Source organism: Amycolatopsis heterodermiae (genome assembly GCF_034929455.1).
Lineage (GTDB): Bacteria > Actinomycetota > Actinomycetes > Mycobacteriales > Pseudonocardiaceae > Amycolatopsis > Amycolatopsis heterodermiae.
The window spans coordinates 1-18515 of sequence record NZ_JAYFSI010000012.1; the positions used below are offsets into that span (position 1 = coordinate 1).

Sequence of the window (18515 nt, forward strand, 5' to 3'; positions counted from 1 at the left end):
TACCGGTGACAACATGACCGTCAACGGCGCGAAGATCCTGTGCGGCAACATCCCCACCAAGAACGCCACGGTCTTCGTGATCGACAAGGTGCTGACCCCGGGCACCAACAAGTAAGCACGATCCCGGACCAGTCCACAGTGGCCTCGATGAGGCCACTGTGGACTTTCCACGTCTCAGGGGCGGCCCAGCTCCGGGCCGAGCTTCGTCGCGATGTCGGTGAGGATCTGGACGTAGTCCTCGTGCTCGAAGGTGAACGGCAGCGCGAAGGCCACCTCGTCGATCTCCCGGAACGCCGCGTGGGCGTGCAGCCGGTCGGCGATCTCGGCCGAGGTGCCGACGAAGTCGGGGGAGAACAGCATCCGCGCCGGGCCCTGCGGCGCTCGGGTGCGCGGCAGCCGTTTCGCGGCGAATTCCTCGTACTTGGCGCGCTGTTCCGGCGTCGCGCTGTCGGTCGGGACCACGACGAGCCCCTGCGAGACCCGCGCGTTCTCCCCGTCCGGGTGGGCGGCGCGGAAGGTACGGATGTGCGAGAGCTGGATCTCGGCGAAGTCCGTTGCCTCTTCGGCCTTGACCACGCTGCTGGTCAGGAAGTTCATCCGGTGCTCGCCGGCCCACTGGGCCGAGCGCAGGCTCGCGCCGCCGTACCACATGCGGTCGCCGAGGCCGGGCGCCTGCGGCTGGACGCGGTCGGAGAACACCTCGAACCCCTCGGTGCCGCTGAACCCGGTGGCCGGCTCGCCGCGCACGAAACCCAGCAGCCGCTTGACGCGCTCGTAGCTGAAGTCTTCGGCGTCCGCGGTGTCCGGGTAGAGCGCGGGCTTGACCTCGTCCCAGCGCATCGGCGGCCCGACGCTCAGCCCCGGGTTGAGCCGCCCGCCCGACAGCAGGTCGACGGTGGCCAGGTCCTCGGCGAGACGCAGCGGGTTCTCCCAGCCCAGCGGGATCACGGCGGTGCCGAGGTGGATCCGGCTGGTGCGCTGGGACGCGGCGGCCAGCACCGCGACCGGCGACGAGATGCCGTACTGCAGGTGCCGGTGGCGCACCCAGGCGCTGTCGAAACCGAGCTGTTCCCCGAGTTCGATGATCCCGAGGGTCGACTCGTGACCCCGGCGCGGGTCGGCCGCGTCGAACAGGCCGATGGTCAGGAAGCCGAGCTTCCGCAGTGGTCGCGACACCGGTTTCCTCCACGATCCGGGACGGGTTGACACCCCGATCCTGCCCCCGGCCGGGCTGGGACCTACGAGCGTTCCACCTGCTGGGCGACGGAGCCGGGATCACGCCCGCGGAGCCGGTCCAGGCCGTCGAGGATGATGTCCAGGCCGAACTCGAACTCCTCCTGGTCGTCGCACCAGCCCAGGGTCGAGTCCGGGTCGTCGTGGGCGATCTCGCTCAGCATGCCGACCAGGTTCGGCAGCTGCCCGGCCAGCTCGGCCAGCGCGTCCGGCGGCGCGTCCGCGCTTTCGGACGGGTCGAACAGCTCCTGCGAGAACCCCAGCGCGCGGCTGCCCAGCGCGTGCAGCGAGTGGTGGACCAGGTCGTACGAGAATCCGCCGTCGCGCATCAGGCCGACCAGGGCGTCGTAGTAGCGCAGGACCGCCAGGCTGGTCGACGAGCGCGTCTCGAACAGGCCCGGTGCCCAGCGGTGGCGGAGGAACACCTCGCGCGCCGTCAGGATCCGTTGCCGCACCGCGGGTTTCCAGCCTTCGGGCGGCCGGAGCCCCGCGACGGCCTCGTTGATCTCCTCGGCCACCGCGTCGACGATCCCGTCGAGCACGTCTTCCTTCTTGGCCACGTGGTAGTAGAGCGACATCGCCTCGGCGCCGAGCTCCTCCGCGAGCCGGCGCATCGTCAGCGCGCGCAGGCCGTGCTCGTCGGCCAGCGCGACCGCCGCACGCAGCACGCGCTCGCGGCTCAGCGGGGTCCGCGGGCGCGGGTCGGCTTCGGTGGCCACCGCAAGATCGTACAAGGTAAGGCTGGCGATCAACGGCCTTACAGCGTAAGGTCGCCCTTACGACGTACGACTTACATCGTAAGAACTCGGGGAGACGCCATGAAAGCGCTGGTCCTGCACGCGTACGGCCCACCGGAAAGCCTGACCTTCGAGGACGTCCCCGATCCGGTGCCCGCCGCCGGGGAGGTGCTGGTCCGGGTGCTCGCGACCTCCGTGAACCCGTACGACTGGCACTACCTGCGCGGCGAGCCGCGGATCGCGCGCCTGATGCCCGGCGGCCCGCGCCGGCCGCACGGCGCGATCCTCGGCTGCGACCTGGCGGGCCGGGTCGAGGCGGTCGGCGCGGGCGTGACGGCGTTCCGGCCCGGTGACGACGTCTACGCGCTGCTGCCGCACGGCGCCTACGCCGAGTACGTCAGCGTCCCCGAAGCCCTGCTCGCCCCGAAGCCCGCGAACCTGTCCCACGCGCAGGCGGCGGCGATGCCGATGGCGGCCGTCACCGCGCTGGTCAGCCTGCGCGGGGTGAAATCCGGGCAGAAAGTCCTGGTCAACGGCGCCTCCGGGGGCGTCGGCACCTTCGCCGTCCAGCTGGCCAAGGCGCTCGGCGCGCAGGTCGACGCCGTGTGCAGCACGGCCAACGTCGAGCTGGCCCGGTCGCTCGGCGCGACCGAAGTGACCGACTACCGCACGGACGACTTCACCCGCACCGGCCGCACCTACGACGTGCTGGTGGACATCGCAGGTAGCCGGTTGCTCCCGGCGTGCCGCCGCCTCCTGGACCGGACGGGCCGGTTCGTCGCCGTCGGCGGCCCGGCCGGGCGCTGGGTGCAGCCGGCCGGGCACGTGTTCGCCGCGCTGGCCGCAGGGCCTCTCGCGCGGCGCCGGGTCGTGCTCGCCGACACGGTGGGCTGCGACAAGAAGGCGGCTCTGGTCGAGCTGGCCGGGTACGCCGAGTCCGGCGCCGTCACCCCGGTGATCGACCGGACCTACCCGTTCGACGACCTCCGGGAGGCCATCGCCTACCAGGAAGCGGGGCACGCCAAGGGAAAGGTCGTCATAACCCGGTGATCGCCGAGATCTCGGAAGGGCTCAGCACGAGGTCCTGCGCGGCGAGGTTCTCCCGCACGTGCGCGAGCGACGTCGTCCCGGGGATCGGCAGGACGGCGGGCGATCGGTCGAGCAGCCAGGCCAGCGCGACCTGGGAGACGGTCGCGCCGTGCCGGGCGGCGATCGGCTCCAGCACGCCGCGGATCGCCGCTGGCCCAGCCGTGTCGGTCGGCTCGCCCGGCGTGCTGAGCGAGACCGGCTGCCAGGGGACGAAGACCGCGCCGGCCTCGGCGGCGGCGTCCAGCAACGGCTGTTCGTGGCGGTCGACGACGTTGTAGTGCGCGGTGACGGCGGAGATCTCGACGATCTCCTGGGCGGCGCGCAGCTGGCCGAGCGTCACGTTCGACAGGCCGATGTCCCGGATCACGCCTTCGGCGCGCAGCTCGGCGAGGGTGCCGACCTGCTCCTCGAACGACGCGTCCCGCGCGTAGCCGCTGTGCAGGTAGTAGAGGCCGATCCGCTCGACGCCGAGGCGCCGTGCGCTCAGCTTCGCGGACTGCCGCAGGTACTGGCGGTGGCCGAGCGCGGCGATCGTCGAGAGCTCGGGACCGCTGCGGACGAAGCCGCCCTTGGTCGCGATCAGCAGGTGCTCCGGGTACGGGTGGAGCGCTTCGCGGATCAGGATTTCGTTGGTGTGCGGGCCGTAGACGTCGGCGGTGTCGATCAGCGTCACCCCGGCGTCGACGACCTGGCGCAGCAGCGTGATCCCGGCCTCCCGGTCGGGGTAGTCGCCCCAGTGGCCGGGGCCGGTGAGCCGCATCGCGCCGTAACCGATTCGCAGAGTGGTCATGCGTCCACCGTCGGCCGTCCTTGGACGCCGGGCCAGGGAGGGACCTGCCTATGCAAACGCGTACCAGGCAGGACGGCGCGGGGCGGCGGAGACTGGGGGCATGGATGGCACCGAACTGGGCGAGTTCCTGCGGGCCCGCCGCGCCGCGCTCGACCCGCGCCGGGCCGGGCTGCCCGACGACGGCCGCCCGCGGCGGGTGCCCGGCCTGCGGCGGGAGGAGCTGGCGCAGCTCGCGCACGTGAGCACCGACTACGTCGTCCGGCTGGAGCAGGGCCGCACGCGGCGGGTGTCCCGCACGATCCTCGACGCGCTCGCGGACGCCCTCCGGCTCGCCGCGGACGAGCGCGCGTACCTGTTCACCCTGGCCGACGTCGCGCCCCGCACTCAGGCGCGTCCGCCGGCCGCCGACCAGGTCGCGGGCCCGTTGCGGCGGCTGCTCGACGGCATGCCGGACATCCCGGCGCTGGTGCTGAACGGCCGTCAGGACGTGCTGGCGTGGAACCGTGCGGCCGTCGCGCTGCTGATCGACTTCGGCGCGCTGCCGCCCGCCGAGCGCAATCTGATCCGGCTGACGTTCCTCGATCCGGAGTACCGCTCGCGCTACGCGGACTGGCCGCGGGCGGCGCGGGCGTGCGTCGAGGTGCTGCGGATGGAAGCGGGCCGCGACCCGGCCGACCCGGTGCTGGCCGCGCTCGTCGGCGAGCTGGTGCTGAAGGACGCGGAGTTCCGGTCGTGGTGGAGCAGCCACCAGGTGCGCGGGCCGCGGGAGCTGACCAAGACGTACGTGCACCCGGTGGCGGGCGCGGTCACCCTGGACGTCCAGCAGTTCTCCGTGGAGACGCACCCGGGCCAGCGGCTGGTGGCCTACACCGCCGAACCCGGGTCCGACTCGGAAGCGGCGTTGCGGTTCCTGCTGCAGTGGGCCGCCGAGCCCGCGGGACGCTGACCGCGGGCCCGGCGCACCTCCCGCGTCCGCTCAGCCCGAGTGCGGGCAGTTGCCCCGGTAGTCGGAGATCGTCGTGCTCGTGCCCGGGATCGGGCAGAGGAACTGCTCGTAGCGCGTGTCGTTGTCGATGAACCGCTTGAGCCAGGACAGCGTGTACTTCGCGATCGTCGTATTCGACGAGTTGGGCGCGAAGTGGCTGGCACCACGCAGTTCCAGGTACGCCTTGTCCAAAGTGGACGGCAGGCTCGTGTAGAACGGGATCGAGTGCGACGCCACCGGCGCGACCGTGTCCGCCTGGGCCCCGACGACCAGCGTCGGCACCCGCAGGGTGGACCAGCTCTTCGTCAGGTTCCAGCCGGTCAGCGGGATGGCCGCCTGCAGGGACGGGCGCGAGCGCGCCGCCTCCAGCGTGCCGCCGCCGCCCATCGAGTGGCCGACGACGCCGAGCCTGCTGCTGTCGATCCGCGACCGCACCGAGCTCTGCTGGGTCAGGTAGTCCAGGGACGCCAGCAGCTGCCGGCCCCGGCTGTCGGGCTGGTCGCTCGTGGTCAGCGTGTCGATGGTGAACACCACGAACCCCTGCGACGCGAGCCGCGGGCCCAGCCAGGAGATGCTCGACTGGGTGGCCGTGAAGCCGGGGGCGATCGAAATCGCGCCGAACGTGCCGGCGGTGGTGCTGGTCGGGTAGTAGATGGTGCCGCCGCCGAAGCCGGACACCGCGAGCCGGGACACCGTGGTGGTGCTGGTCGCGAAGCTGCCGCGGCTGGCTTCGATGCTGGACGTGGTCGGTGCCGGACCCCGTTCGTAGGGGTTGTCGGCGGCCGGTGCCGGCGCGACGACACCGGCGGTCAGCGCCAGCGCGGCGGCCACCACCGCGGTGGCCTTGCCCCGCCAGCCGAGGTGGCGGCGGGCGGGGATTTTCTCACCCGAGCCAGACGACGTCGGCGGGCTGGTGAGTACGGACATGGATCGCTCTCTTTCCCCGGGCAGGCGAAAAGCGCGCCCGGATACGGACGGGCAGACCGATGGAACCGTGGCACGGCAGGGGAACGCATGCCGCGTGCGAGGAGGCGGGGATAGTCGCTTCCGTCGCCCCATGAAACACTTAGGCGAAATGTTCCACAACGGCCGAACGGGTGAGGGTGTCCGATTGCTCGTGAATGAGTGACGGCCCGGTGCCCGCTCGGCTGGGGTGGCTGGTCGGGGGTCGTGAGTGTTTAGAAGGGTTCTAACCCTTCTAAACACTCACGACCCCGCGGCAGGGCTGGGACCGGGCCTGGCGGTGCCAAGTCCGGCTCACGCCGTGACGGCCCGCGGCGGTGCCTAGCGCTCCAGGGCGCCCTGGACCAGCTTGTCGAGCAGCGTGGTCGCGACGGTCAGCTCCACCGACCGCGCCGCCAGTACGTCCGAGTACAGGAACGACTCGCCGAGGCGGACCACGGCGAACGCCAGGTCCGGCAGCGGAACCAGGGGCGTCAGCCCGGCGGCTTCGGCGTCGGCGCGGAAGAGGTCGACGTGGGCGTCGACCAGGGCGGGCTGGACGCCTCCGCGCGGGTCGGTCAGCACCCGCAGGGCGACCGTCGACTCGGTCTCGAACAGCTTGCGCATGCCCTCGTTGCCGGCGACCTCGCGGCGGTAGTCCTCCATCACCCACAGGCAGCGCAGCCGCCCGGCCGGGTCGCGGACCGCGTCGCCGTGCTCGGCGTGCCAGCGGTCCAGGGCCTGCTGCCAGGTGCGGTCGGACAGCAGCCGCAGGCCGGCGCCCATCAGCTCGTCGCGGTTGCCGACGCGGCGGAAGAACGTCGTGCGCGAGATCCCCAGCTCGGCCGCCATCCGCCCCAGGTCGAGGCGGGTGCCGGCGAACAGCAGCCGGGCCGCGTGCCGGACGATGTCGTCGGTCGAGACAGTCACCGGGCGGAGCCTAGCGCCTCGCCGGCACGGCTCCGTTCCCGCGTCGACTGTCCATTGTGGACGTCCACTGGGAAGGTTGTGATCGGGCGGACGGAGGGTCCCTTTGGGGGCTTTCCTTCGCGAAGCTAAGCGTTATTCTGTCGGCATGATCAAGCGCACGGTGCTGGACGCCACCCGCGAGCTCCTCCGGGAACTCGGTCTCACCACAGTATTCGGCAATCCCGGTACCACCGAGGTGCCCTTCCTCGCCGACTGGCCGGACGACTTCTACTACATCCTGGGGCTGCAGGAGTCGGCCGTCGTCGCGATGGCCGACGCCTACTCCCAAGCCACCCGTCAAGCCGTGCTCGTCAACCTGCACTCCGCGGGTGGCGTCGGGCACGGCCTCGGCAGCCTCTTCACCGCCTACCGCAACCGGACCCCGCTCATCATCGTCGCCGGGCAGCAGAACCGGGCGCTGCTCCCGCACGATCCCTTCCTCGGCGCGATCGACGCCGCCGAATTCCCCAAGCCGTACGTGAAGTGGTCGATCGAACCCGCCTCCGCCGAGGACGTCCCGGCCGCCCTCTCGCGCGCTTACCACATCGCGACGCAGGCACCGGCCGGTCCGGTCTTCGTCTCCGTTCCGGCCGACGACTGGACCGTCACGACCGAGCGCCCGGGCATCAGCCGGCCGCGCATCCGCGGCTTCGCGCCGGACCCCGAGGCGGTCGGCGAACTCGCCGCCGCGCTCGCCGCCGCCGAACGGCCCGCGTTCGTCGTCGGGAGTGCCGTCGATCAGGACACCGCCGTCGAGGAGGCCGTCGCACTCGCCGAGCGGGTCCAGGCCGGGGTGTTCGTGGCGCCGATGTCCTTCCGCTGCTCGTTCCCCGAGAACCACCCCCTCTTTCAGGGCTTCCTGGAGCCGGAACGCGGTGCGGTGTCGGACAAGCTGGCCCCGCACGACCTCGTCGTCGTGCTCGGCGCGCCCGCGTTCACCTACCACGTCGACCGCGGCCGGGGCGAAGCTCCGCTGCCGCCGATGTTCCTGCTCAGCGACGACGAGCAGATCCTCGCGCGCGCCGCCGAGGGCACCGGGATCCGCGCCACGCTGAAGCTCGGCCTCCGTGCCGTGCTGGACGCCGTCGCTCCCAGCGAGCGGCTCGCGCCGTCGCCGCGCCGGCGGCCCGCGAAGCCGAGCGCGGAGAAGCTGACCGGTGAGCTCGTCTACTCGACCCTCGCGGATCTGTTGCCGGACAACGCGATCGTCGTCGAGGAGGCACCCAGCCACCGCGGCGTCCTGCACGAGCACCTGCCGATCACCTCGACCGACACGGGTTTCCTGACCGTCGCCAGCGGCACGCTCGGGTACGGCGTCCCGGGCGCGGTCGGCGCGGCCCTCGCCCGGCCGGACCGCAAGGTCGTCGGCGTGGTCGGCGACGGCTCGAGCATGTACGGCATCCAGGCACTGTGGACGGCCGCGCGCCAGGAACTGCCGGTGACGATCGTGATCCTCGACAACACCGAGTACGCGGCGGTCCGCATCTTCGGGGAGTCGATCGACGGCGGGAAGCTGCCGGGCACCACGCTGGGCGGCATCGACTTCGCCGCACTGGCGTCGAGCCTGGGCTGCCAGAGCGTGACGATCACCGAGCCGTCGGGCCTGGCCGCCGGCCTCGCCGCGGCCCTGGACGACAAGCGCCCGACGCTGGTGCACGTCCGCGTCACCTCGGCGGAGAAGTCGCTGTACTGACAGACACGCGGTACTGACACAAAAGGCCGGCCTGGCCGGTTTCCTCCCGGAAGGGAAGGAAACTGGCCAGGCCGGCCGATTTCTTGGAGCGGGTCGGCGCTACCTCAGCTGGTCGCCTGCGGGGCGATCATCGACGCGGCGTCCACCGGGGACGTGATCGCGCCCATCTGGAGCATCAGGTCGGGCACGCGCTGGAGGCGCCGGGGGTCCAGCTTGGAGACGAAGGCGGGCAGGTTCAGCAGCTTCGCCGTGCCTTCGTCGATCTTGGCGTACTTGCCCAGCAGCGGCTCGATCTTGGACCGGTCGGCGGCGGTGTCGCTGGTGGCCTTCGCCATCGCGCGCTGGAAGGCGGCGAGGGTCTTCGGGTTGGCCTGGACCCACTTCTTGGTCGCACCGTAACCCGAGAGCGGGAAGTCCTGGGTGGCGCCGGTGTTGACGTCGGCCACCGGGATCGCGCCCGCGCTCTTGGCCGCCTGCGAGAGGAACGGCTCGGGCAGCAGGGCCGCGTCGACCTGCCCGGCGGCCAGGGCCGCCGCGACGTTCGGGAACGGCAGCTGGACCCAGGTCACCTTGTCGATGTTGACGCCGTGGTCCTTCATCTGGGACTTGGCCAGCAGGTCGCTCGCCGTGTTCTTGGCGGTCATCGCGAGCCGCTTGCCCTCGAGGTCCTTGATCGTCTTCACCGGCGAGTTCGGCACGGTGACGATCGCGACGGACTTCGAGCTGACCGAGGTCGCGTCCGCGACGAGCTGGATGTCGGCCGTGCCGCTGCTCTTCGCGACGAAGAACGGCATGTAGCTGGAGATCGCGATGTCGTTCTCGCCGGAGATCACCTTGCCCATGGCCGCCTGGCCGCTGGCGGCCATGACGGCCTCCACGTCGAGGCCTTCGGCCTTGAAGTAGCCGCCTTCCTGGGCGAGCCACAGCGGAGCGGTGTCGATGGTGGGCAGGATCGCGACCTTGATTTTGGTCTTCTCCAGGCCGCCGCTGCCGTTCGACGAGGCGTTCGAGCTGTCCGAGCCGAGGGCGGTGCAGCCGGTGAGGGCTGTGGCGGCCGCGACGGTGAGGGCGAGCCCGAGCGCGGCGCGGCGAGTGCGAACCCGGCCACCGCTCATGGCGTTTCCAAGCAAGGCCTGCTCCTTGAAGAAAGTGTCGATTCGGGGACCGAATCAGGTGGGAGTACGTGACTCATTCTCGGGGGAGTCACGCGGGCCACTGTAGAGGCGGTGACCATCCACTCACAACGGGTGGGATCAATACTCAAGAGGGTGACTCGTGTCACTTTTTTGCTCTCTGGGCTAGACCGGTTACTCCAGTCGTTGTAGCAGCTCACCCAGTGTAGGACCAAGATCTTGAATATGAGATGACAGAAGCTGTCCGTGATCGAACTCGTCGGAGGCGCGCCGGACGAGCGGGAATCCGGCGCGGCCGACCATTCAGGACACTCCCGCGCGGCGGGAGTTTCACCCATCGTGGTCCCTTGTGGACACAGGGTAGCCGTCGGTGATTTTCCGGGACGGTCCGGGCGAAACGCCGGAGACGGCACCGGAATGTCGCGCCCACTTCACTTTCCTGTCGGCTCGCGTACGCGGGGGACACCCGCAGGTCGCCGACGGTTACGTTGAGGTGCGTGGCGCGCCGTGGTTACGGTGGGGGCAGTTCCCGATCAAGGAGTGCGTCGTGCGCGTCGACATCTGGTCCGATCTCGTCTGCCCGTGGTGCTACCTCGGCAAGCGCCGGTTCGAGCAGGCCGTGGCCGAGCTCGGCGTGGACGTCGAGGTGGTGCACCACTCGTTCCAGCTCGACCCGTCGTTCCCGCGCGGGACGTCGCGGCCGACCCGCGAGATCCTGTCGGAGAAGTACGGCCGGACGCTCGAAGAGGCCGACGAGATGGAAGCGCAGATGGAACAGCGCGCCGCGGCCGACGGGCTCGAGTACCACCTCGACGGTGTCCACATGGGAAACACCGTGGACGGGCACCGGCTGGTCCACCTCGCCGCCGAGCGCGGCGTGGCCGACGAGGTCGTCGACCGCTTCTACCGCGCGCACTTCACCGAGCGGCGCTCGCTGTTCGACCGCGACTCGCTCGTCGAGCTGGCCGCCGAAGCCGGCCTGGACGCCGACGAGGCCCGCGCCGTGCTCGCGTCGGACGCCTACGAAGCCGAAGTCGAGGCGGACGGTGAGCAGGCGCGGGCCCTCGGGGCGACCGGGGTGCCGTTCTTCGTGATCGACAGCCGGTTCGGGGTGGCCGGTGCGCAGACGCCCGAGGTGTTCACCCAGGTGCTGCGCCGGGCGCTGGAGCCCGCGGCGGGTTAGCGGCGGCGACGGCTCCGGCTGAAGCGCGAGCGGTCGGTGGCGACACCGGCCAGGTGCAGGGCGACGCACAGCAGCCCGGCGGTGGTCAGGGTGCTCGTGGTGATGACCGGGCCGAGACCGAACCCGGCGAGCTCCATGATCAGGGCGAGCCCGAACAGCACTGCGGCGACGATGGCGAGCATGACGTCCTCGTTTCCTTGGTGGACACGGCTGAATGGTCCACACCACTACGGCATTTGCGTTACCGGACAACGGAATCGCCGTCCGGCTGGTGGCCAGTAGTTCCCCCTGGGACGCGGGGTGAAACCGGCTATTCCGGCGGGGGTGCCGTGCTGGCGCGGACGACCAGCTCGGTCGGGACGGTCACCGGCGCGCCCGCTTCGACGTCGGCCGCGATCTCGGCGAGCAGGGCCGCCACCGCGTGCCGCCCGACCGCCTCGAACGACTGCCGGATCGTCGTGAGCGGGGGCCAGAAGCAGGCGGACTCGTCCATGTCGTCGAACCCGACGACACTCACCTCGCCCGGCACGCTCCGGCCGGCCTCGTGCAACGCGCGCAGCAGGCCGAGCGCCATCTGGTCGTTCGCCGCGAACACCGCCGTCACCGCGGGATCCGCGGCGAGCCGCTGTCCCGCGCGGTAACCCGACTCGGGGGTCCAGTCGCCGGTCGACACCGGCGGAACCTCGCGACCGGCTCCCTCCAAAGTGGCCTGCCACGACTTCCGGCGGCGCTCGGCGGCGTAGGACTGCGGCGGTCCGGCGATGTGCCAGACGGTGCGGTGCCCGAGGTCGAGCAGGTGCCGGGTGGCCTGCGCCGCACCGTCGGCCTGGTCGGTGTCGACGACCGGGTAGTCGTAGCGCGCGCTGGAGTCGATCACCACCACCGGCAGGCCGTGCGGCAGCTCGATCTCGCTCTGGTCGAGCTGGTGCTGCTCGATGAGGATGACGACGCCGTCGACGGACTGCTCGTTGAGCTTGCCGAACGCCCCGGTGACCTCACCCTGCGTCGGCCGCGTCACCGGCATCAGGATGATCGAGAACCCCTCGGCGACGACCGCCGCGGCGATGGCGTCGAGCGTGCGGCTGTTCCCGAACGTCGGCAGCGCCGAGATGATCACGCCGATGCTGCGGAACTTCCCGTTGCGCAGCGCGCGGGCGGCGCTGTTGGGCCGGTAGCCGACGCGGCGCATCGCGGCCAGGACCCGCTCGCGCGTCGCGTCGTCGACGTTGGTCTTCCCGTTCGCCACCCGCGAGACCGTCTGCCCCGACACGCCCGCCTCGCGGGCCACGTCCGCCATCGACGGTCCACGGCGGGCTGAAGCCGGCACGGGTGACTCCTCGGGTGTCCTGGACATGTTTACGTCAACACGTTACCCTCCGGTCGTCCATGTTGACGTTAACATCAGCACGAACTGCCGGAGGGACGATGACGTCCACAGTGGCTCCGCTGACCCGCCGCCCCCGGCGCCAGTGGCGTGGCTGGCTCTTCGTCGCCCCGTTCATGGTCGTCTTCGCGCTGACGTTCCTCGCGCCGATCGCCTACGCGTTCGGGCTCAGCCTCTTCCGCGACCAGGCCTTCTTCGGCGGGACGACGTTCGTGGGCGGCGCGAACTACGCCGACGTGCTCGCCGACGCGAAGTTCTGGGAGTCCTTCCTGCGGGTGCTGCTGTTCCTCGCCGTGCAGGTGCCGGTGATGCTGCTGCTCGCGCTGGTCGCGGCGCTGGCGATCGACAGCGCGCGGCTGCACGCGGCCGGGTTCTTCCGGATCGTGATCTTCCTGCCCTACGCCGTGCCCGCGGTGGTCGCCGCGCTGATGTGGGGCTTCATCTACGGCGACCACTTCGGACTGGCGGCCGACCTGAACCACCTGCTCGGCCGCGACGTCGTGCAACCGTTGTCGGACCACTGGATGCTCGCCTCGATCGGGAACGTCGTCACGTGGGAGTTCGTGGGCTACAACATGCTCATCTTCTACTCCTCGCTGAAGGTGATCCCGAAGGAGCTGTTCGAGGCCGCGGCGATCGACGGCGCGGGCGCGTTCCGCACGATCTCGAGCATCAAGCTCCCGGCGCTGCGGGGCGCGATCGTGATCGCCACGATCTTCTCGATCATCGGCAGCTTCCAGCTGTTCAACGAGCCGAACATCATGCGCACGCTGGCGCCGAACGTGATCGGCACGTTCTACACGCCGAACATGTACGCCTACAACCTCTCCTTCGGCGGGCAGCAGTACAACTACTCCGCCACGGTGGCGATCGTGATGGGCGCGATCACCGCCGTCATCGCCTACGTCGTGCAGCTGCGCGGCTCCCGGAAGGGGATGTGATGACGGCGGTTTCGGTGACGCGGCCGCGGCGCTCCCGCGTCCTCACCACGGTCATGGCGCTGTACCTGCTCTACACGCTGGTCCCGCTGCTGTGGCTGGTGATCAACGCGACCAAGACGCAGGCCGCCCTGTTCACGTCGTCCGGCCTGGCGTTCGGCGGGCCGTTCGCGCTGTTCGACAACATCGGCGAGACGTTCACCTACGACAACGGGATCTTCCTGCGCTGGCTGGGGAACACGCTGCTCTACGTCGGCGTCGGGGCCGGCGGCGCGACGATCCTCGCCACCGCGGCGGGCTACGGGATGGCCAAGTACCGCTTCCCGGGCCGCAAGGCGGTGTTCGCCGTCGTCCTCGGCGCGGTGGCCGTCCCCGGCACGGCGCTGGCGGTGCCGACGTTCCTGATGTTCAGCAAGCTCGGCCTGACGAACACGCCGCTGGCCATCATCATCCCGTCGCTGATCAGCCCGTTCGGCCTCTACCTGATCTGGGTGTACGCCGCCGACGCCATCCCCGACGAGCTGATGGAGGCGGCGCGGATCGACGGCGCGGGCGAGCTGCGGATCTTCTTCACCGTGACGCTGCGGCAGCTGGTGCCCGGCATCGTCACCGTCGCGCTGTTCACGATGGTGTCCACCTGGAACAACTACTTCCTGCCCCTGATCATGCTCAGCGAGCCGAAGTGGTACCCGCTGACCGTCGGGCTGAACCAGTGGAGCGCGCAGGCTTCGGGCGCCGGCGCGCGGCCGGTGTTCAACCTGGTGCTCACCGGCTCGCTGCTCACGATCATCCCGCTCGTGGTCGCTTTCCTTCTCCTGCAACGCTTCTGGCAGTCCGGTCTCAGCGCGGGCAGCGTAAAGCAATAACCGTCACACCGTCGTGAAGGGACACCCGATGTCACGCATCCGTAGTCGCGCCAAGGCGTTCGGCGCCGTCGCGCTGGCCGCCCTGCTGGCCGTGGGCTGCTCGTCCGGAAGCTCCTCCGGGCCCGCCGCCGCGACCGGCACCCAGGACTCCGTCGACGCCGCGCTGAAGGCCGGCGGGGAGATCACCTACTGGAGCTGGACGCCGTCGGCGAAGGACCAGGTCGCGGCGTTCCAGAAGGAGTTCCCGAACGTCAAGGTGAACTACGTCAACGCGGGCACGAACAAGGACGAGTACACCAAGCTGCAGAACGCGATCAAGGCCGGCTCCGGCGCCCCGGACGTCGCGCAGGTCGAGTACTACGCCCTGCCGCAGTTCGCGCTGACCGACTCGCTCGCCGACCTCGGCCAGTTCGGCTTCCAGGCGTTCGAAAAGGACTACAGCGCGTCGACCTGGGCGCAGGTGAAGAGCAACAACGGGCTGTACGGCCTGCCGCAGGACTCCGGCCCGATGGCCTTGTTCTACAACAAGGAGGTCTTCGACAAGAACGCCATCACCGTGCCGAAGACGTGGGACGAGTACGTCGCCGCGGCCAAGAAGCTGCACGCGGCCGACCCGTCGAAGTACATCACGTCCGACACCGGTGACCCCGGCTTCGCGCTGAGCATGATCTGGCAGGCGGGCGGGCACCCGTTCACCGCGGACGGCCGGAACGTGAAGATCAACCTGGCGGACGCGGGCTCGAAGAAGTGGACCGCGCTGTGGAACCAGCTGGTCGAGGGCAAGCTGCTCGCCCCGGTCAAGGAGTGGTCCGACGACTGGTTCCGCGCGCTGGGCGACGGCACCGTCGCCTCCCTGGTCACCGGCGCCTGGATGCCCGGCAACTTCAAGTCCTCGGTGCCCGGCGGCGCCGGGAAGTGGGCGGTGGCGCCGATGCCGACCTACGACGGGCAGCCGGTCACCGCGGAGAACGGCGGCAGCACGCAGTCCGTGCTCAAGCAGAGCAAGAACCCGGCGCTGGCCGCGGCGTTCGTGCGCTGGCTCAACCACGGCAACGGCGTCAAGCCGTTCATCGAGAGCGGCGGCTTCCCGGCCACCACGGCCGACCTGACCTCGCCCGCGTTCGTCGACGAGGCCGTGCCGTACTTCGGCGGGCAGAAGGTCAACCAGGTGCTGACGCAGGCGTCGAAGGACGTCGCGAAGGGCTGGACCTACCTGCCGTACCAGACCTACGCCAACAGCGTCTTCACCGACACCGTCGGCCAGGCCTACCTCAACGGCACCAGCCTCGACGCCGGGCTGGCCGCGTGGCAGAAGGCGCTGGTCGACTACGGCAACCAGCAGGGTTTCACGGTCAGCGCGGGATGAGCGTCCGGATCGAAGCCTCCGTCTCGGACGTCGTCGGGCCGGTCCCGCGGCGTCTGTTCGGCTCGTTCGTCGAGCACCTGGGCCGGGCCGTATACACCGGGATTCACGAACCGGGACATTCTACTTCGGACAGTCGTGGCTTCCGGGGTGACGTGCTGGAGCTGGTCCGGGAGCTCGGGCCGACGGTCGTGCGCTACCCCGGCGGCAACTTCGTCTCGGCGTACCGCTGGGAGGACGGTGTCGGGCCGGACCGGCCGGTCCGGCTCGACCCGGCCTGGCACAGCGTGGAGTCCAACCGGTTCGGGCTGCACGAGTTCGCCGCGTGGGCGCAGGCCGCGGACGTCGAGGTGATGTACGCGGTCAACCTCGGCACCCGCGGTGTCCAGGAGGCCGCGGACGTCCTCGAGTACTGCAACCACCCCGGCGGCACCGAGCTGAGCGAGCGGCGGCGCGCGAACGGCGCCGACCGCCCGTTCGGCTTCCGGCTGTGGTGCCTGGGCAACGAGATGGACGGCCCGTGGCAGATCGGGCACAAGACGGCCGACGAGTATGGCCGGCTGGCCGCGGAGACCGCGCGGGTCATGCGGATGATCGACCCGGACGTCGAGCTGGTCGTCGCGGGCAGTTCCCACGCCGACATGCCCACGTTCGGCGAGTGGGAACGCACGGTGCTGCGGCACACGGCCGGGCTCGTCGACCACATCTCGCTGCACGCCTACTACCAGGAACACGACGGCGACACCGCCAGCTACCTCGCGAGCGCGGCCGCGCTGGACGCCTACATCCGGACGGCCGCGGGCGTCATCGACGAGCTGGGGCTCGAGGTCGGGATCAGCGTCGACGAGTGGAACGTCTGGGACCTGCGCCGCTGGAACGAGACCGACCAGCCCCGGCTCGTCGCCGGTGGCTGGCCGGAGCACCCGCCGCTGCTGGAGGACACCTACACCCTCACCGACGCGGTGGTCGTCGGCTCGCTGCTGGGTGCGCTGCTGCGCAACGTCGACCGGGTCACGATGGCCAACCAGGCGCAGCTGGTGAACGTCATCGCGCCGATCCGCACCGAGCCCGGCGGCGCGGCGTGGCGGCAGCCGACGTTCCACCCGTTCCGGCTCGTCTCGTCGCTGGCCCGGGGAGTGAGCCTGCAAGTGTCCGTCGAAGGCGACCGGCTGCGGACGGAGCGGCACGGTGAGGTCGACCTCGTCGACGTCGCCGCGACGCTCGACGGGTCGGCCGGAGCGGTGTTCCTGACGAACCGCGCCACTGCGAGCACCGACGTCGAGATCCGCCTCCGTGGCGCGCGGTTCGAGGTGGCCGCCGCCGAAACCCTTTCCGCGGCGGGGCCGGTGTCCTTGCCCGGTGCCGCCGCGACGTCCGACGCGAAAGGAACCACCGTCACCGTGACGCTGCCCCCGCGGTCCTGGTCCCTGCTCCGGCTGGCGGCCCCGGATGCCTGAGTTCACCATCGGGGACACCGACTTCCTGCTCGACGGCCGCCCGTTCCGGATCCTGTCCGGCGCGCTGCACTACTTCCGGGTGCACCCTGACCTGTGGGCCGACCGGATCGACAAGGCCCGGCGGATGGGGCTCAACACCATCGAGACGTACGTGGCGTGGAACGCGCACGCGCCCGAACCCGGCACCTTCGACGTCTCCGGCGGCCTCGACCTCGACCGGTTCCTGCGGCTGGTCGCCGACGCCGGGATGTACGCGATCGTGCGGCCCGGCCCGTACATCTGCGCGGAGTGGGACAACGGCGGCCTGCCGGCGTGGCTGTTCCGCGACCCCGCGGTGGGCGTCCGCCGGTTCGAGCCGCGGTACCTCGCGGCCGTGCGCGAGTACCTGACGCGGGTGTTCGAAGTCGTTGTGCCGCACCAGATCGACCGCGGCGGGCCGGTGCTGCTCGTCCAGGTCGAGAACGAGTACGGCGCGTTCGGCAGCGACAAGCGGTACCTGCAGGCCTTGGCCGACTACACGCGTGAAGCCGGTGTCACCGTGCCACTGACCACAGTGGACCAGCCGGACATGCTCGAAGCCGGTGGCCTGGACGGGCTGCACCGGACGGCGTCGTTCGGCTCCGACGCGACGGCGCGGCTGGCTTTGCTGCGCGAGCACCAGCCGACCGGGCCGCTGATGTGCAGCGAGTTCTGGAACGGCTGGTTCGACAACTGGGGCGCCCACCACCACACGACGTCCGCCGCCGACGCCGCGGCGGAGCTCGACGCGCTGCTCGCCGCGGGCGCGTCGGTCAACCTGTACATGTTCCACGGCGGCACCAACTTCGGGCTCACCAGCGGGGCCAACGACAAGGGCGTCTACCAGCCGATCGTCACGTCCTACGACTACGACGCGCCGCTGGACGAAGGCGGCGACCCGACGCCGAAGTACCACGCGTTCCGGGAGGTGATCGCCCGCTACCACAAGGTGCCCGACACGGTCCCGCCCCCGGCGCGGTCCGCGCCGACGCCGTCGGCGGTGCTGGGCGGCCCGGTGCCGTTGCTCGACGCCCCGGAGCGCTGGGGCACGTGGCGGTCCTTCGAAGAGCTGCCGGTGTTCGACGAACTGTCCCCGATGCCGCGGCTGGCGTTGCTGCGGACCTGGGTCGACGGGCCGGGGGTGCTCGTGTTCGGCGAGGTCCGCGACCGCGCGACGGTGTTCCTGGACGGCGTCCGCGTCGGCACTCTGCTGCGGGAGCACCACGAGCGGGCCCTCCCGCTGCCGGCCGGCCCCGGTGAGCTGCTGGTGCTGGTCGAGGACGAGGGCCGCGTCGACTACGGCCCGCGGATCGGCGAGCCGAAGGGCATCATCGGCGGCGCGTCGGTGGACGGCTCGCCGTTGCTCGGCTGGGAGGTCCTGCCGATCGACCTGGCCGCCCTTCCGTCGGCGCGGCCTTCCCCGGTCGCGGGGCCGGTGGCCGGGCCGGTGCTGCTGCGCGCCTCGGTGGACGTCCCCGCTCCGGCCGACCTGTTCCTGGACACAGGCGAGTGGGGCAAGGGAATGGCGTGGTTCAACGGTTTCCCCCTGGGCCGCTACTGGCGGCGCGGGCCGCAGCGCACGCTGTACGTGCCGCGCCCGGTCGTCCGGGAGGGGGCCAACGAACTCACGGTGCTCGAACTGGACACGCTCCTGGACCCGGCGGCCCGGTTCGTCCCGCGGCCGTTGCTGGGACACACCGAGGCGTGAAATTCGGTGGCGGCGGGGCCGCCGGGC

At 70.9% G+C, this 18515-nt stretch carries 18 protein-coding genes; 10 read left to right on the forward strand and 8 right to left on the reverse strand.

Annotation, left to right across the window (positions count from 1 at the left end; all coding sequences use genetic code 11):
• Window positions 1-115 (forward strand): fasciclin domain-containing protein (locus VA596_RS37605; RefSeq protein ID WP_323331648.1); only part of this gene is annotated, 115 nt, incomplete at its 5' end.
• 59 nt (window positions 116-174) lie between these two features.
• Here the strand turns inward: VA596_RS37605 and VA596_RS37610 are convergent.
• Window positions 175-1176, reverse strand: a complete 1002-nt coding sequence (locus tag VA596_RS37610) for an LLM class flavin-dependent oxidoreductase (protein WP_323333718.1) — start codon at window positions 1174-1176, stop codon at window positions 175-177.
• Window positions 1177-1238: 62 nt separating this feature from the next.
• The gene (locus VA596_RS37615) at window positions 1239-1952 is read right to left on the reverse strand and encodes a TetR/AcrR family transcriptional regulator (protein WP_323333720.1); all 714 of its coding nucleotides are present in this window, start codon (window positions 1950-1952) and stop codon (window positions 1239-1241) included.
• A 99-nt stretch (window positions 1953-2051) separates the two neighbouring features.
• Here VA596_RS37615 and VA596_RS37620 point away from each other — a divergent pair, with 99 nt between their 5' ends.
• Window positions 2052-3020 carry an NAD(P)-dependent alcohol dehydrogenase gene (locus VA596_RS37620; RefSeq protein ID WP_323333721.1) on the forward strand — a complete coding sequence of 323 codons (969 nt, stop codon included), beginning with the start codon at window positions 2052-2054 and terminating at the stop codon, window positions 3018-3020.
• On the opposite strand, the gene VA596_RS37625 is transcribed toward VA596_RS37620, so the two are convergent.
• Window positions 3007-3849: an aldo/keto reductase gene (locus VA596_RS37625; RefSeq protein WP_323333723.1), complete on the reverse strand. Its 843-nt coding sequence runs from the start codon at window positions 3847-3849 to the stop codon at window positions 3007-3009. The two genes, VA596_RS37620 and VA596_RS37625, sit on opposite strands and share 14 nt — an antisense overlap.
• Before the next feature lie 100 nt (window positions 3850-3949).
• Between VA596_RS37625 and VA596_RS37630 the strand changes: the two genes are divergently transcribed.
• On the forward strand, window positions 3950-4795 hold the full coding sequence (locus tag VA596_RS37630; protein ID WP_323333724.1) for a helix-turn-helix transcriptional regulator: 846 nt from the start codon (window positions 3950-3952) through the stop codon (window positions 4793-4795).
• A gap of 30 nt (window positions 4796-4825) precedes the next feature.
• Here the strand turns inward: VA596_RS37630 and bdeA are convergent, their stop codons facing one another.
• The gene (bdeA, locus tag VA596_RS37635; protein WP_323333725.1) at window positions 4826-5761 is read right to left on the reverse strand and encodes a bis(hydroxyethyl) terephthalate hydrolase; all 936 of its coding nucleotides are present in this window, start codon (window positions 5759-5761) and stop codon (window positions 4826-4828) included.
• Between the two features lie 357 nt (window positions 5762-6118).
• Window positions 6119-6706, reverse strand: a complete 588-nt coding sequence (locus VA596_RS37640; RefSeq protein ID WP_323333726.1) for a QsdR family transcriptional regulator — start codon at window positions 6704-6706, stop codon at window positions 6119-6121.
• A gap of 145 nt (window positions 6707-6851) precedes the next feature.
• Here VA596_RS37640 and mdlC point away from each other — a divergent pair, with 145 nt between their 5' ends.
• Window positions 6852-8438, forward strand: coding sequence for a benzoylformate decarboxylase (mdlC, locus tag VA596_RS37645; RefSeq protein WP_323333728.1), 1587 nt, complete (start codon window positions 6852-6854; stop codon window positions 8436-8438).
• Window positions 8439-8542: 104 nt separating this feature from the next.
• Here mdlC and VA596_RS37650 read toward each other — a convergent pair whose 3' ends face one another.
• Window positions 8543-9553, reverse strand: coding sequence for an ABC transporter substrate-binding protein (locus tag VA596_RS37650; protein WP_323334285.1), 1011 nt, complete (start codon window positions 9551-9553; stop codon window positions 8543-8545).
• Between the two features lie 565 nt (window positions 9554-10118).
• On the opposite strand from VA596_RS37650, the gene VA596_RS37655 reads away from it, so the two are divergent.
• On the forward strand, window positions 10119-10754 hold the full coding sequence (locus VA596_RS37655; protein WP_458364028.1) for a DsbA family oxidoreductase: 636 nt from the start codon (window positions 10119-10121) through the stop codon (window positions 10752-10754).
• Here the strand turns inward: VA596_RS37655 and VA596_RS37660 are convergent.
• Window positions 10751-10936, reverse strand: coding sequence for a hypothetical protein (locus VA596_RS37660; RefSeq protein ID WP_323333730.1), 186 nt, complete (start codon window positions 10934-10936; stop codon window positions 10751-10753). The two genes, VA596_RS37655 and VA596_RS37660, sit on opposite strands and share 4 nt — an antisense overlap.
• Window positions 10937-11064: 128 nt before the next feature.
• Complete coding sequence (locus tag VA596_RS37665; protein ID WP_323334288.1) at window positions 11065-12051, reverse strand: LacI family DNA-binding transcriptional regulator; 987 nt, start codon at window positions 12049-12051, stop codon at window positions 11065-11067.
• 203 nt (window positions 12052-12254) lie between these two features.
• Between VA596_RS37665 and VA596_RS37670 the strand changes: the two genes are divergently transcribed.
• The 5 genes from VA596_RS37670 to VA596_RS37690 are packed head-to-tail and all read left to right on the forward strand — an operon-like array spanning window position 12255 to window position 18488.
• On the forward strand, window positions 12255-13079 hold the full coding sequence (locus tag VA596_RS37670) for a carbohydrate ABC transporter permease (protein ID WP_323334290.1): 825 nt from the start codon (window positions 12255-12257) through the stop codon (window positions 13077-13079).
• Window positions 13079-13942 (forward strand): carbohydrate ABC transporter permease, encoded by an 864-nt coding sequence (locus tag VA596_RS37675; RefSeq protein WP_323333732.1) that lies wholly within the window; start codon window positions 13079-13081, stop codon window positions 13940-13942. Before VA596_RS37670 ends, VA596_RS37675 begins: the two co-directional genes overlap by 1 nt.
• A gap of 28 nt (window positions 13943-13970) precedes the next feature.
• Entirely contained in the window at window positions 13971-15308 is a 1338-nt protein-coding gene (locus VA596_RS37680; RefSeq protein ID WP_323333734.1) for an ABC transporter substrate-binding protein, read from the forward strand.
• Entirely contained in the window at window positions 15305-16762 is a 1458-nt protein-coding gene (locus VA596_RS37685; RefSeq protein WP_323333736.1) for an alpha-N-arabinofuranosidase, read from the forward strand. The genes VA596_RS37680 and VA596_RS37685 overlap by 4 nt, the downstream gene beginning before the upstream one ends.
• A complete protein-coding gene (locus VA596_RS37690; RefSeq protein WP_323333738.1) occupies window positions 16755-18488 on the forward strand; it encodes a glycoside hydrolase family 35 protein in 1734 nt (577 codons plus the stop codon). Before VA596_RS37685 ends, VA596_RS37690 begins: the two co-directional genes overlap by 8 nt.
• The last annotated feature ends 27 nt before the right edge of the window (window positions 18489-18515 follow it).